Here is a 13,225-nt window from a genome sequence, read left to right as displayed (position 1 = left end):
GTCCGGTGTTCGGACCGATCGGCGGGGCCCCTGGGCTTTCACGGCTCGCGGCCGACGGGCCCGGCGTTCCGGTTACGCGGTCGCCGGCGGGGCGGTCTCGCCCGAGCCGCGCGGGATCAGCCGGGTGTCCAGGACCACGCGGGCCGGCGGCTCCTCGAAGCCGTCCAGGCGGCGGAAGAGCCGCTCGGCGGCCGTGCGGCCGAGGGCGGCCGCGTCCTGCGCGATCACGGTGATGCCGAGCAGGTCGGCCAGTTCGATGTCGTCGAAGCCCACGAGGGCCACCGGGTGCGCGCGGCCCGCCAGGGCGCGCACCGCCGTGACGGTGACGCGGTTGTTGCCCGCGAAGAGCGCCGTGACCGGCTCCGGGCCCGCGAGCATCGCCGCCAGCGCCTCCCGTACCCGGTCGGGAGCCGTCGTCCCGAGCGACTCCCACGACGGGTCCACCGCGAGCCCGGCGTCCTCCATGGCCGCCCGGTAGCCCCGCAGGCGCTCCGTCGCCGTGTGGATGCGGGGCTGGTCACCGATGAACCCGATCCGGCGGTGCCCGTGGGCGATCAGATGGGCCACCCCGGCCCGCGCGCCCCCGAAGCTGTCCGACATGACCACGTCCGCGTCGATCCCGCCAGCCGGGCGGTCCACGAAGACCGTGGCGACACCGGCCTTGATCTCCGGTTCGAGGTAACGGTGGTCGGAACCGGCCGGGATGACGATCAGTCCGTCGACCCGCCGCGCGCAGAGCGCGAGCGCCAACTCCTGCTCCCGGTCCGGGTCCTCCGCGCTGGAGCCGTTGATGAGCAGCGCCCCGTGGGCTCGGGCGACCTCCTCCACGGCACGGCTGAGCGGACCGTAGAACGGGTCGGCGAGGTCCTCGAGGACCAGACCCACGGAAGCCGTACGGCCCTTGCGCAGCACGCGGGCGCTGTCGTTGCGCCGGAAGCCGAGCGAGTCGATGGCCTCCTGCACGCGGCGCTCGGTGTCCGGGGTGACCCCCGGTTCGCCGTTGACGACGCGGGAGACCGTCTTGAGCCCGACGCCGGCCAGGGCGGCGACGTCCTTCATCGTGGGCCGATTGCCGTAACGGTGCTCGGGGCGGCGGGCGGTGTCGGCCACAGTCTGCGAATCTCCTCGGTCTCGGCTCTGTCTCGTCCGAGCATAGGCCCTGGACAACGTTGTCAGGGCGGGGGAGACTGTACGTCACAGCGATCTACCGCTCTCGTCCTCACTGGAGACACCGCGCACATGCAGACTGACCTCGTTGCCGCCCTCGACTTCGGCGGCACCAAGATCGCCGGTGCGCTGGTCGACGGCGCCGGCGACATTCTCGTACGGGCCCAGCGGCCCACTCCGGCGCAGGAGGACGGCGAGACGGTGATGCGCGCGGTCGAGGCGGTCCTCGCGGACCTGGAGGCCTCGCCCCTGTGGCCTTCCGTGCGCGCGGTCGGCATCGGCAGCGCGGGTCCCGTGGATGCCTCGGCGGGTACGGTCAGCCCGGTCAACGTCCCCGGCTGGCGCGGGTTCCCGCTGGTCGAGCGGGTCGGGAAGGCGACCGGCGGACGGCCCGTCACGCTCGTCGGCGACGGCGTCGCCATGACGGCCGCCGAGCACTGGCGGGGCGCCGCCCGGGGCCACGACAACGCGCTCTGTCTCGTCGTCTCGACGGGCGTCGGCGGCGGTCTGGTGCTCGACGGGCGGGTCCACCCCGGCCCCACCGGCAACGCCGGCCACATCGGTCACATCAGCGTGGACCTGGACGGCGACCTGTGCGCCTGTGGCGGCCGCGGCTGCGTCGAACGGATCGCCAGCGGCCCGCAGATCGCCCGCCGCGCCTTGGAGGGCGGCTGGCGGCCGGGCCCCGACGGCGACACGTCGGCGGCGGCGGTCGCGGCGGCGGCACGGGCCGGCGACCCGGTCGCCGTGGCCTCCTACGAGCGCGCCGCGCGGGCGCTCGCGGCCGGGATCGCGGCGACCGCGACCCTGGTCGAGGTCTCGATAGCTGTCGTGGGCGGGGGCGTCGCGGGCGCCGGGGACGTCCTCTTCGAGCCGCTCCGGCGCAGCCTGCGGGAGTACGCCACGCTCTCGTTCGTCCGTGACCTCACCGTCGCCCCTGCGCTCACCGGAACGGACGCGGGCCTCCTCGGCGCGGCGGCGGCGGCCCGCGCGGACATGTGACGGCGCAGCGCCCCGACGCGCCGTCGGACGCCAGCGGTCAGACGCCAGACCACCGTCAGACCCCGGCCGTCAGACGCCCACCGGCGTCACCGCGTCGCGTCTCCCGGTGTACCGGCCGACCGCCTCCGGCGTCCGCTGTCGTACGACCACCAGGAACGTGTCGGACTCCAGGTCCATCACGACCTCCGCGGGGAGTCCCTCGTCCCGGCGCTCGCTCGCGAACTCCTCGGCGGGCCAACTGCCCCGCGGGCCGCCCGCGGGAAACCTCTGCAATACCGTACGGGTCATCTCCGCACCCCCTTGCCTCGCCGGTCCAACGAGGCCCCGTACCGAAGTGTTACGCATCGGCCCGCACGGACGTTCGCGGGGTGGCCGCGCACCCCGGGTCGTGCCCGGGGTTTCCATGGCAGGGTGTTGCGGGCAAGCCACTTGGGGCTACCGAAGAGGGGGAATCGTGATCGTCTGGATCAACGGTGCGTTCGGCGCGGGCAAGACCAGCACCGCGCGTGAGCTGGTCGATCTGATCCCGAACAGCACGCTGTACGACCCCGAGCTCACCGGCGGCTTCCTGGACCAGCTGCTGCCGCAGAAGCGGCGGGACGAGGTGGGCGACTTCCAGGACCTGCCGATGTGGCGCCGGATGGTGGTCGACACCGCCGCCGCGCTGCTCGCCGAGGTGGGCGGCGTGCTCGTCGTCCCGATGACGCTGATCCGGCAGGAGTACCGGGACGAGATCTTCGGCGGTCTCGCGGCCCGCCGGATCGAGGTGCGGCACGTGGTGCTCGCCCCCGATGAAACGATCCTGCGGGCCCGCGTCGACAGCCGTGCCGCGGGCGAGGACGATCCGGAGGGCGCCGAGCGCGCCCGCCAGTGGTGCCACGCCCGGATCGAGCCCTTCCGCGACGCGCTCGGCTGGCTCACCGCCGATGCCTACACCGTCGACAACTCGCTCCTCACGCCCGCCGAGACCGCCAAGGCCGTCGCCGAGGCCATCCACGCCGGCCTCGCTGCGCCCTGCGGCATCGTCCAGACACCCGAACCCACCGGGGAGACGCTGGCCGCCGGGGTCCTGCTCTTCGACGAGCAGGATCGTTTCCTTCTCGTCGATCCCACCTACAAGCCGGGCTGGGAGTTCCCCGGCGGCGTCGTCGAACCCGGCGAGCCGCCCGCCCGCGCGGGCATGCGCGAGGTGGCCGAGGAGATAGGGATAGAACTCGACGCCGTTCCCCGCCTTTTGCTCGTCGACTGGGAACGCCCCCAGCCCCCCGGCTACGGCGGCCTTCGCCTCCTCTTCGACGGAGGCCGCCTCGCCTCGACGGAGGCGGACCGGCTCCTGCTGCCCGGCGCCGAACTGCGCGGCTGGCGCTTCGTCACCGAGGACGAGGCCGCCGAACTCCTCCCCCCGGTCCGCTACCGACGCCTCCGCTGGGCCCTCCGCGCCCGCGAACGCGGCACGGTCCTCAACCTGGAGGCGGGCGTACCCGTCGGCTGACCATTCGGCCTCCGTGCGAACTAGCCCGCCGCTTCCGCCAGTTGGCGTGCCGTGTCCTGTGTCACCGGGGCGCCGTGGCCGCAGCACAGGAGCGAGGGCTTCAGGTCGGCGAGGCGGCGCATCGACTCCCTCGCCCGGTCGCGGTCCACGTGGAACACGCCGAAGGTCACCCCCTGCACCGAGGCGACCGTGTCACCGGTGAACAGGACGCCGTGTTCCGGCAGATGGACCGCGATCGAACCGGGCGTGTGGCCCGGCGTGTGCACCACGATCGCGCCGTCGCCGAAGTCCAGCTCCTCGCCGTCCTCCAACTCCCGGTCGACCCGGGTGGGCGGCGCCTCCGGGACGGTCAAGCCGTGTTCGTACAGCGGGAGTTCCCAGTCGAGCAGGTCCGGTTCGGGGACCGGGGCCTCGCCCCGGATCACCGGGGCGTCCAGGCGGTGGGCCAGGATCCACGCGCCGAAGCGGTCGGCCAACTCCTGCGCGGAGCCCACGTGGTCGCGGTGGCAGTGGGTGAGCACGATCCGGCGGATACGGGCGGGGTCCAGGCCCACGCCCCGTACCGCCGTCTCGATCTCGTCCGCCGAGCCCACCCAGCCGGCGTCGATCAGGGTCAACTCCTCCCCGTCCCGCCACAGATAGGCCTGGCCGATCGAGAAGTGCAGCATGTGCAGTCGGGGCGTGATCTCGCTCAGTGTCATCGGTTCCATACGGCGAACCTACGGAGCCCCGCGGGTCCGCCGCATCGAACTACGCTTTGGGCGAGCTTCGCCCAACGCTTAACCCGGGCCGCTCAACCCTGCTTCGAGCGGGCGTAGTTCTGCAGGAAGTGCGCCTCCGCCACCGCGAGCCGCTCCAGCTCCTCAGGCGACACCGACTCGTTCACCGCGTGGATCCGCGCCTCCGGCTCGCTCAGGCCGATGAGCAGGATCTCCGCCTCCGGGTAGAGCGAGGCCAGCGTGTTGCAGAGCGGGATCGAGCCGCCCATGCCGGAGGTCTGCATCTCCTGACCGGGGTACGCGACCTTCATCGCCTCCGCCATCGACACGTACGCCGGGCTCGTCACGTCCGCCCGGAACGCCTGGCCCTGACCGACCTGCTCGAACGACACCCGCGCGTTCCACGGCACACGCTTCTCGATGTGCGCGTACAGCAGCTTCGTCGCCTCGGCGGCGTCCTGGCCCGGCGGCACCCGCAGGCTGATCTGCGCCCGCGCCGTCGACGGGATCGACGGCGTCGCACCGGCCACCGGGTGGCAGTCGATACCGATGACGGTGACGGCCGGACGGGCCCACAGACGGTCCGCGACCGTGCCGTCGCCGGGGAGGCCGACGCCCGCCAGGACCTTCGCGTCCGCGCGGAAGTCGTCCTCCGGGTACTGCAGGCCCTCCCACACCGCGTCCGCCGGCAGGCCGTCGATGACCGTCGAACCGTCCTCGGCGCGCAGCGTGTCCAGGACCCGGATCAGCGCGGCCAGCGCGTCGGGCGCCGCGCCGCCGAACATGCCCGAGTGCAGGTTGCCTTCGAGGGTGTCGATCTGGACCCGGATCATCGTCATGCCGCGCAGGGTCGCGGTCACCGTCGGCAGACCGAGCCGGAAGTTGCCCGTGTCGCCGATCACGATCGCGTCCGAGGTCAGCAGCTCGGGGTGCGCCTCGGCGTACCGCTCAAGGCCGCCCGTGCCCTGCTCCTCGGAACCCTCCACGATCATCTTGACCGTGACGGGCACCCCGCCGTTCGCCTTCAGGGCGCGCAGCGCGAGCAGGTGCATGATGAACCCGCCCTTGCAGTCCGCCGCGCCACGCCCGTACCAGCGCCCCTCGCGCTCCGTCAGCTCGAAAGGCGGCGTGACCCACGCCGACTCCTCCAGCTTCGGCTGCACGTCGTAGTGCGCGTAGAGGAGGACGGTCGGCGCGCCGGCCGGGCCGGGCAGCACACCGTAGACCGACTGCGAACCGTCGGGGGTGTCGAGCAGCGCCACATCCACGAAGGACTCGGCGCGCAGCGCGTCGGCCACCCAGTTCGCCGCCCCCTCGCACTCGCTGCGGGGAGCCACCGCCTCGTCCGCCACCGACTCGAATGCCACGAGCTCCGTGAGCTCCGTCTTGGCGCGGGGCATCAGGCCTGCGACGGTCTCGGCGATCGGATTCGCGGTCATGGGCACGCTCCTGGTGGGTGCGACGTTGTGAGGATGTCGCCGTATGTCGGTGGTACGGCGAACGCATTGCCGATCCTACGGCGCGGGCTCCCGAGGGCCGCGCCGTAGGATGCCCCGAGAGCTTGGATCATCGTCGGATCAGGAGCAGAAGCACATCGTGAGCAGCGAGAACGCAGACGCCGAAGAGGTACGCGCGGAAGAGGCGGCGGAAGAGTCGCAGGATGCCGCGACGGTCTGGGACGTGGTCGTGGTCGGGGCCGGTCCCGCCGGCGCTTCGGCGGCGTACGCGGCCGCCGTCGCCGGACGCCGCGTGCTGCTCCTGGAGAAGGCCGAACTGCCCCGGTACAAGACCTGTGGCGGCGGCATCATCGGCCCCTCGCGGGACGCGCTCCCGCCCGGCTTCGAACTGCCCCTGCAGGACCGGGTGCACGCCGTCACCTTCTCCCTGAACGGCCGCTTCGCACGCACGCGCCGCTCGCGCCGCATGCTCTTCGGCCTCATTAACCGGCCCGAGTTCGACGCCGGGCTCGTCGAGCAGGCGCAGAAGGCCGGCGCCGAGCTGCGCACGGGCGTCACCGTCTCCCGGGTCGAGCAGCACGGCCCCGCCGTGCCCGACCGGCGCACGGTCGCCGTCGTCCTCGCGGACGGCGAGACCCTGCTCGCCCGGGCCGTCGTCGGCGCCGACGGCAGCGCGGGCCGGATAGGGGCCCATGTCGGGGTGAAGCTCGACCAGGTGGACCTCGGCCTGGAGGCGGAGATCCCGGTCCCGCCGTCGGTGGCCGAGGACTGGAAGGGGCGGGTCCTCATCGACTGGGGCCCGATGCCCGGCAGCTACGGCTGGGTCTTCCCCAAGGGCGACACGCTCACCGTCGGCGTCATCTCGGCGCGCGGCGAGGGCGCGGCCACCAAGCGGTATCTGGAGGACTTCATCGCCCGCCTCGGGCTCGCGGGCTTCGAGCCGTCCGTCTCCTCCGGGCATCTGACCCGTTGCCGGAGCGACGACTCGCCGCTCTCGCGCGGCCGTGTCCTGGTGTGTGGCGACGCGGCCGGGCTCCTGGAGCCGTGGACGCGGGAGGGCATCTCCTTCGCGCTGCGCTCGGGCCGGCTCGCGGGGGAGTGGGCGGTACGGATCGCCGAGTCGCACGACGCCGTCGACGCGCGCCGCCAGGCGTTGAACTACGCCTTCGCCATCAAGGCGGGGCTTGGCGTGGAGATGGCGGTCGGGCGGCGGATGCTCGCCCTGTTCGAGCGCCGGCCGGGGCTGCTGCACGCCACGCTCACGGGTCTGCGCCCAGCCTGGAACGCGTTCGCGGACATCACCCGGGGCTCCAGCTCGCTGGCCGGCCTCGTCCGCTCGAACGGAGTCGCCCGGCGGGCACTCGACGTCCTCGACCGCCGGATGGCCCCGACGGGCGGGACGACGCTCCGGGGCGTGGCGGCGCAGTCGGAGTCGGCGGAGGCGGGGGCGGGTTCGGACGCGGGGTCGGTTTCGGCATCGGAGTCGGGGTCGGCGTCAGTGTCGGCCGCGGAGTCGGCGTCGGAGACGGCGGCGGTCGAGACCGCGTCCGGTGTGGCGGAGGTTGCGGCTGCTGTTTCGGACGCGCCGGAGTCGGCCGGGCCGGGCGCGGCGGAGCCGACGGACGGGGTGGACGGTGCCGACGGGACGGACGGGACCGACGGGTCGGACGCGTCCGACGGTTCGGGACCCTCGGGTTCCGGGGTCACGCGGTCGGAGTGATCCGGAAGACCGGGTGCTTGGGGGCGATCGCGCGCAGCTCGGCGTCCGTGGAGTCCGGGCCGACCCCGCCGAAGAAGATGCCCACCTCCGCCTTCCAGCGCTTGAGGTAGGCGCGCAGGAGGGCGGGCTTCTCGTCGTCGGTCAGCTCGACGGCGGTGAACGGCTGTACCTGCTTGCCCAGGTGCAGCTCGCCGCCGCCGGCCGCCCGCATGTTGTGGGTCCACTGGACGTGGCCGCGCGGCGCCACGAGGTACTGCGCGCCGTCCAGCGTCAGCAGGTTGACGGGCGTACGGCGCCACTCGCCGCTCTTGCGGCCGCGCACCGCCAGTACGCGGGAGCCCCAGATGCTGAGGCCCCGGCGGGTGAGCCACGCGACGGTCCTGTTCAGGACGTTCACCGTGAACCAGCCGGGCTTCGCGACGTAGGCGCCGGGCTGAGCGGGGCTGGGCTGAGCGGACATGGGTGCCTCCAAGGCGATCGGTGAGCAAGCAAACTGTGAGCACTGCTCTCTCTTGAGATCAGTGTGCATGGATCGGTGCTCCAAAGCAAGAGCAGTGCTCTCGATTCGAGGCGACGCTCTTGCTTTGGAGCAGTGCTCCGAAAGGTGGCACACTGCTCTCCATGACCAGCGTCCAAGGAGCCCGCGCCCGCGCCCGTATCGAGATCACCGCCGCCATCAAGGACGAGGCCCGCACCCAGCTCGCCGCCGAAGGCGCCGCCAAGCTCTCCCTGCGCGCCGTCGCCCGCGAGGTCGGCATGGTGTCGTCCGCGCTCTACCGCTACTTCCCCAGCCGCGACGACCTCCTCACCGCCCTCATCGTCGACGCCTACGACGCGGTCGGCGCCGCCGCCGAGCAGGCCCTCGCCGACTCCCGCTCCGCCACCGCCCCGAAGGACCACCTCGCCCGCTGGACCGCCGTCTGCCGGGCCGTCCGCGCCTGGGCCGTCGCCCACCCCCACGAGTACGCCCTGATCTACGGTTCCCCGGTGCCCGGCTACTCCGCCCCGCAGGACACCATCGAGCCGGCCTCCCGCGTCGCGCTCGTCCTGATCGGCATCGCCCGCGAGGCCTTCACCACCGACGGCATCGCCCCGCCGCCCGTCCCCGCCGCCCTGCGTCCCGAGGCGGAACGGATGGCCGCCGACTTCGCCCGCGATCTGCCGCCCGCCCTCGCCGTCGCCATGGTCACCGCGTGGTCGCAGCTCTTCGGGCTGGTCTCCTTCGAGGTGTTCGGCCAGTTCAACCGGGTCGTCGAGGACCGGGAGACGTTCTTCGCCACGGCCGCCGCCCGCCTCGGCCGCGACATCGGCCTCCTGTCCAAGGCGGAGTCCCGCCCGTAGCCTCGCCCGTAGCCCCGCCCCCGGCTACGAGTCGGCCGGCGCGGCCACCCGTCATGAGCACGTTACGGGTGGCCGCTTCACCGTCAAGTACGCGTCAGCGAACTCTCCGATCGCCCGACCCGCGGGCATAGCGTCACAGGAGCGCGCACGGCCGACCGGGCCGGGCGGCTCTGAGGCACACCATTTCGTGAGGGGAATGCCATGTCCGACACCACGTACGCCGAGGACCCCGAGCCTTCCGAACCCATCCCGGCCGGACCGCTGTTCGTCCCCGTCCGGTCGGGTCCCGCGGGCTGTTCCGCCCGTATCTTCCGCACTCCCCTCGGCCGTCGCACCGCCGTCGGCTTCACCTCCCGGGCCAAGCTCTGCGCCACCCTCGGCGCCGACCACGCCTGCATCAGGCTCTCCGAGCCCGCGCTGCGCGCCCTCACCGCGCCGCTGGGCGTCACCGACCTCACCGTCGACCCCCCGAGCTCCGCGCCCGCCCACACCCCCGCGCCCCAGCCCGCCCCCGCGCAGGCGCACGGACACGCACAGGCACACGGACATGAACATGCGCACGCGCCGACGCAAGCCCCCGGGCAGCCCGCGTGGCGCCGGGACCCCCGGCGCGTCGGCATCCTGCGCGTCGCGATCGCCGGCGCCGTCGTCTCCTGCGTCAACCTGCTGATCGGCTGAGGGAGCGTCATGACCATCTCGCTGGAGAGCCGTTCCGCGGCCGACCACGAGCCCGAGGGCCTGTCGATCTGGCCCCGCTCCACCCGCGCCGAGCGCGGCGGCGACCTGAGCGTCGGCGGTGCCTCGCTCACCGAGACCGCCGAACGATTCGGCACGCCCCTCTACGTCCTGGACGAGCAGGAGGTACGGGACCGCTGCCGCGCGTACCGCACCGCCTTCCCCGGAGCCGACGTCCTCTACGCCGCCAAGGCCTTCCTCTGCCGCGGCCTGATCAACTGGATCCGCGAGGAGGGCCTCGGCCTCGACGTCTGCTCCGCCGGCGAGTTGACCCTCGCGGTCACCAGCGGGTTCCCGCCGGAGCGGATCGTCCTCCACGGCAACGCCAAGAGCCCGGAGGACCTCGCGACGGCCGTCCGCCTCGGCGTCGGACGCGTCGTCCTGGACAGTGCGTCGGAGATCGCGCGCCTCGCCGCCCTCGTCCCCGCGGGCGAGCGGCAGCAGGTCATGGTGCGGGTCGTCCCGGGCGTCGCGGCCGGGGGACACGCCAACATCCGTACGGGTACGGAGGACCAGAAGTTCGGCCTGTCCGTCGCCGACGGATCCGCGCAGCACGCGATCGCCCGGGTGCTCGGCCAGCCGCGTCTCGAACTCGTCGGTCTGCACTGCCACATCGGCTCGCAGATCACCACCGTGCGGCCGTACGTCTCCGCCGTACGCCGCATGATCGGGCTGATGGCCCGGATCAGGGAACAACACGGCCTGGAAATGCCCCAGTTGAACATCGGGGGCGGACACGGCATCGCCTACCGGCCCGGCGAGGAGAGCCTCGACGTGCCTGCCCTCGCGGCGCGGGTCCGCGCCGAACTGGAGGACGGCTGCGGCAAGGCGAAGCTGTCCGTCCCCCGCCTCACGATCGAGCCGGGGCGGGCGATCGTCGGCCCGGCCGGCGTCTGCCTCTACCGGGTCCTCGCCGTCAAGCGCACCGGGACGCAGACCTTCGTCGCCGTCGACGGAGGCATGAGCGACAACCCGAGGCCCGCGCTGTACGGAGTGCGGTACGCGCCCCGGCTCATCGGCCGCCACTCCACGGCCGAGCCCCGCTTCGTCACCGTCGTGGGCCGCCACTGCGAGGCCGGCGACCTCCTCGCCCAGGACGTACCGCTGCCCGGCGACGTCCACCCCGGAGACCTGTTGGCCGTTCCGGTGGCGGGGGCGTACCACCTCTCCATGGCCTCCGGCTACAACCTGGTCGGCCGCCCCCCGGTCGTCGCCGTGGTCGACGGCACCGCGCGGACACTCGTACGCCGGGAGTCCCTGGAGGACATCAGCGTCCGGGACATCGGCGTCTGAGGCGTCTGAGGCGTCTGAGGCGTCTGAGGCGTGCGCAGCTCGTTCGCGGGGAAGAGGAGGCTGTCGGGCCCCGGGAGGTGTCGGCCCGGAGGGTAGTAGCGGCGCCGCCCGTTCCGGTCGGTCACGGCGGTGTACCCGGCGGCATCGAGCAGGAGCAGCATGGTGAAGTAGCGCTTCTCCATGTGCAAGTCCATGTACACGTACTCGTCGCAGCCTGCCGCATCAGCACGTGCGTGCGACGTGCGGTCGGGAAACGGGGACGTACTACGGCGGGAGTACGCCCGATCACCACGCACGGCTGACGCTCCCGCCGCCCGGTCGCGTCTAGCGTGGCGGACATGGACGAACAGCGCAGAGACGGATACGGCGGTCCGCCCTGGGCGCGTGGTGCACAGGGTGGACCGCCCTGGCCGCTGCGCTGGGCCGACCGCGAGCCCGGGGACGGACTGCCCTGGCGGTCCACCCTCCTGCTCGCCGTCTTCGTCATGATCGGCTCGGGCTTCGCGGCCAGGAACCAGCCGGACCGCGAGTCGCTCGACGCCCTCGGCCGCTCGCTGCTCCTCCTCGGCTCCGCGCTGCTCCTGCTGCGGCACCGCTACCCGGTCCCCGTGGTCTTCGGCACCGCCGCCGTCACGCTCGTCTACTTCGGCGCCGGTTACGCGTACGGCCCGGTCTTCCTCCTCGTCGCGGTCGCCTGCTTCGCAGCCGTCGTGCAGGGCCACCGGCGCGCCGCCTGGTGGGCGCTCGGCCTGCTGTGGGCGGGGCACCTGCTCATCGCCCACTGGCTCTACCGCCACCTGCCCCCTGCCGGAGACTCCGCCGCGCCCTGGGGCCAGGAGATCCCCGCCTTCGCCTTCGTCGTCGCGATCCTCGCCGCCTCCGAACTGGTCCGGGTCCGCCGCGAACAGTGGGCCGCCCAGCGGGCCGAACGCGCGGCGGCCGAGCGGCGCCGCGCCGACGAGGAGCGGCTGCGGATCGCCCGCGAGCTGCACGACGTCCTCGCCCACTCGATCTCCGTCATCAACGTCCAGGCCGGCGTCGGCCTCGCGCTCCTCGACACCGACCCCGAGCAGGCCCGCACCGCGCTGACCACCATCAAGGCCGCGAGCAAGGAGGCGCTCGGGGAGGTCCGCCAGGTCCTCGACACGCTGCGCGCCCCCGGCGAGGCCCCGCGCACTCCCGCGCCCGGCCTCGACCGCCTCCCGGAGCTGGTCGAACAGGCGGCGTCCGCGGGGCTCACCGTACGGACGTCGACCGAGGGGGAGCCCGTGCCGCTCCCGCCGGGCACGGACCTGGCGGCCTTCCGGATCGTCCAGGAGGCCCTGACCAACGTGGTCCGCCACTCCGGGTCCCGTACCGCGCGCGTCGTGATCGGCTACGGGCCCGGCCGTGTGGAGCTCCGCGTGGACGACGACGGTCCCGCGACCGGCGGCGACGCGGGCGGCAGCGGCAACGGACTCGCCGGGATGCGGGAGCGTGCCACCGCGCTCGGTGGCACGATCGAGGCGGGCACCCGCCCCGACGGCGGCTTCCGGGTGCGCGCCGTCCTTCCCGTCCGCCCGAAGGAGACGCCGTGACAGGAGACGCCGTGAGCGGGTCAGCCGTCGACGGAGACGCCGTGATCCGTGTGCTGCTCGCCGACGACCAGTCGCTCGTACGGGCGGGCTTCCGCGCGCTCCTGGACGCCCAGCCCGACATCGAGGTGGCGGGCGAGGCGGCCGACGGCGAGGAGGCGGCGGTCAAGGCCCGCGAACTGCGCCCGGACGTCGTCCTCATGGACATCCGGATGCCGCGCCTCGACGGCCTCGCCGCCACGCGTGCGATCACCGCCGACCCCGGGCTCGGCGCGGTGAAGGTGGTCATGCTGACCACGTTCGAGCTCGACGAGTACGTCTTCGAGGCGATCCGCTCCGGCGCCTCCGGCTTCCTCGTCAAGGACACCGAACCGGAGGAGCTGGTCCGGGCCGTGCGCGCCGTCGTCCACGGCGACGCGCTCCTCTCGCCGGGCGTGACACGACGGCTCATCGAGGAGTTCGCGGCCCGCTCGAAGCCCCCGGCCGCCGTGAGCGGCCTCGACGAACTGACCGAGCGGGAACGGGAGGTGATGGCCCTGGTCGGCATCGGCCTGTCGAACGAGGAGATCGCCCGGCGCCTGGTCGTCAGCCCCCTGACCGCCAAGACGCACGTGAGCCGCACCATGGTGAAGCTCGGCGCCCGCGACCGCGCCCAACTGGTCGTCCTCGCCTACGAGTCGGGCCTGGTCCGCCCGGGCTGGCTGGGCTGATTCGCCTTATTCGTC

General features: G+C 73.3%; 12 protein-coding genes and 1 pseudogene. 8 read left to right on the top strand and 5 right to left on the bottom strand.

What is annotated here, in order from left to right:
• Positions 1 to 72: 72 nt before the first annotated feature.
• Positions 73 to 1,059 (bottom strand): LacI family DNA-binding transcriptional regulator, encoded by a 987-nt coding sequence (locus ACFWRO_RS31665; protein WP_384516351.1) that lies wholly within the window; start codon positions 1,057 to 1,059, stop codon positions 73 to 75.
• A gap of 180 nt (positions 1,060 to 1,239) precedes the next feature.
• Here ACFWRO_RS31665 and ACFWRO_RS31660 point away from each other — a divergent pair, with 180 nt between their 5' ends.
• The gene (locus ACFWRO_RS31660) at positions 1,240 to 2,169 is read left to right on the top strand and encodes an ROK family protein (RefSeq protein ID WP_384516332.1); all 930 of its coding nucleotides are present in this window, start codon (positions 1,240 to 1,242) and stop codon (positions 2,167 to 2,169) included.
• Positions 2,170 to 2,238: 69 nt separating this feature from the next.
• Here the strand turns inward: ACFWRO_RS31660 and ACFWRO_RS31655 are convergent, their stop codons facing one another.
• The gene (locus ACFWRO_RS31655; protein WP_384516325.1) at positions 2,239 to 2,457 is read right to left on the bottom strand and encodes a hypothetical protein; all 219 of its coding nucleotides are present in this window, start codon (positions 2,455 to 2,457) and stop codon (positions 2,239 to 2,241) included.
• 166 nt (positions 2,458 to 2,623) lie between these two features.
• On the opposite strand from ACFWRO_RS31655, the gene ACFWRO_RS31650 reads away from it, so the two are divergent.
• Positions 2,624 to 3,661, top strand: coding sequence for an NUDIX domain-containing protein (locus tag ACFWRO_RS31650; RefSeq protein ID WP_384516323.1), 1,038 nt, complete (start codon positions 2,624 to 2,626; stop codon positions 3,659 to 3,661).
• A gap of 20 nt (positions 3,662 to 3,681) precedes the next feature.
• Here ACFWRO_RS31650 and ACFWRO_RS31645 read toward each other — a convergent pair whose 3' ends face one another.
• A complete protein-coding gene (locus tag ACFWRO_RS31645) occupies positions 3,682 to 4,362 on the bottom strand; it encodes an MBL fold metallo-hydrolase (protein ID WP_384516348.1) in 681 nt (226 codons plus the stop codon).
• Positions 4,363 to 4,454: 92 nt separating this feature from the next.
• A complete protein-coding gene (locus tag ACFWRO_RS31640; RefSeq protein ID WP_384516320.1) occupies positions 4,455 to 5,819 on the bottom strand; it encodes a dipeptidase in 1,365 nt (454 codons plus the stop codon).
• A gap of 157 nt (positions 5,820 to 5,976) precedes the next feature.
• Here ACFWRO_RS31640 and ACFWRO_RS31635 point away from each other — a divergent pair.
• Positions 5,977 to 7,215 (top strand): annotated as a pseudogene (locus tag ACFWRO_RS31635) (geranylgeranyl reductase family protein); the annotation flags it as partial.
• A 325-nt stretch (positions 7,216 to 7,540) separates the two neighbouring features.
• On the opposite strand, the gene ACFWRO_RS31630 reads toward ACFWRO_RS31635, so the two are convergent.
• Entirely contained in the window at positions 7,541 to 8,017 is a 477-nt protein-coding gene (locus tag ACFWRO_RS31630) for a nitroreductase family deazaflavin-dependent oxidoreductase (RefSeq protein WP_384516317.1), read from the bottom strand.
• Between the two features lie 161 nt (positions 8,018 to 8,178).
• Between ACFWRO_RS31630 and ACFWRO_RS31625 the strand changes: the two genes are divergently transcribed.
• From ACFWRO_RS31625 to ACFWRO_RS31605, 5 genes are all read left to right on the top strand, one after another.
• Positions 8,179 to 8,898, top strand: a complete 720-nt coding sequence (locus ACFWRO_RS31625; protein ID WP_384516314.1) for a TetR/AcrR family transcriptional regulator — start codon at positions 8,179 to 8,181, stop codon at positions 8,896 to 8,898.
• A 201-nt stretch (positions 8,899 to 9,099) separates the two neighbouring features.
• Positions 9,100 to 9,576, top strand: coding sequence for an SAV_915 family protein (locus ACFWRO_RS31620; RefSeq protein WP_384516311.1), 477 nt, complete (start codon positions 9,100 to 9,102; stop codon positions 9,574 to 9,576).
• Positions 9,577 to 9,585: 9 nt separating this feature from the next.
• Positions 9,586 to 10,926, top strand: a complete 1,341-nt coding sequence (gene lysA, locus ACFWRO_RS31615; RefSeq protein ID WP_384516308.1) for a diaminopimelate decarboxylase — start codon at positions 9,586 to 9,588, stop codon at positions 10,924 to 10,926.
• A gap of 338 nt (positions 10,927 to 11,264) precedes the next feature.
• Positions 11,265 to 12,503 carry a sensor histidine kinase gene (locus tag ACFWRO_RS31610; protein ID WP_384516305.1) on the top strand — a complete coding sequence of 413 codons (1,239 nt, stop codon included), beginning with the start codon at positions 11,265 to 11,267 and terminating at the stop codon, positions 12,501 to 12,503.
• A gap of 41 nt (positions 12,504 to 12,544) precedes the next feature.
• Positions 12,545 to 13,210, top strand: coding sequence for a response regulator (locus ACFWRO_RS31605; RefSeq protein ID WP_384516345.1), 666 nt, complete (start codon positions 12,545 to 12,547; stop codon positions 13,208 to 13,210).
• Positions 13,211 to 13,225: the final 15 nt, after the last annotated feature.

Origin of the sequence: Streptomyces sp. NPDC058579 (genome assembly GCF_042718575.1) — a bacterium.
Taxonomy (GTDB): Bacteria; Actinomycetota; Actinomycetes; order Streptomycetales; family Streptomycetaceae; genus Streptomyces.
Note: the sequence above shows the minus strand (reverse complement) of the source record. Positions and strands in the feature narration are given on the sequence as shown.

Excerpts from the sequence above, each read along its gene's own strand:
- ACFWRO_RS31665 (WP_384516351.1), bottom strand. The coding sequence starts at position 1,059 with ATGAAGGACGTCGCCGCCCTGGCCGGCGTCGGGCTCAAGACGGTCTCC.
- ACFWRO_RS31660 (WP_384516332.1), top strand. The coding sequence starts at position 1,240 with ATGCAGACTGACCTCGTTGCCGCCCTCGACTTCGGCGGCACCAAGATC.
- ACFWRO_RS31655 (WP_384516325.1), bottom strand. The coding sequence starts at position 2,457 with ATGACCCGTACGGTATTGCAGAGGTTTCCCGCGGGCGGCCCGCGGGGC.
- ACFWRO_RS31645 (WP_384516348.1), bottom strand. The coding sequence starts at position 4,362 with ATGACACTGAGCGAGATCACGCCCCGACTGCACATGCTGCACTTCTCG.
- ACFWRO_RS31640 (WP_384516320.1), bottom strand. The coding sequence starts at position 5,819 with ATGACCGCGAATCCGATCGCCGAGACCGTCGCAGGCCTGATGCCCCGC.
- ACFWRO_RS31630 (WP_384516317.1), bottom strand. The coding sequence starts at position 8,017 with ATGTCCGCTCAGCCCAGCCCCGCTCAGCCCGGCGCCTACGTCGCGAAG.
- ACFWRO_RS31625 (WP_384516314.1), top strand. The coding sequence starts at position 8,179 with ATGACCAGCGTCCAAGGAGCCCGCGCCCGCGCCCGTATCGAGATCACC.
- ACFWRO_RS31620 (WP_384516311.1), top strand. The coding sequence starts at position 9,100 with ATGTCCGACACCACGTACGCCGAGGACCCCGAGCCTTCCGAACCCATC.
- lysA (WP_384516308.1), top strand. The coding sequence starts at position 9,586 with ATGACCATCTCGCTGGAGAGCCGTTCCGCGGCCGACCACGAGCCCGAG.
- ACFWRO_RS31610 (WP_384516305.1), top strand. The coding sequence starts at position 11,265 with ATGGACGAACAGCGCAGAGACGGATACGGCGGTCCGCCCTGGGCGCGT.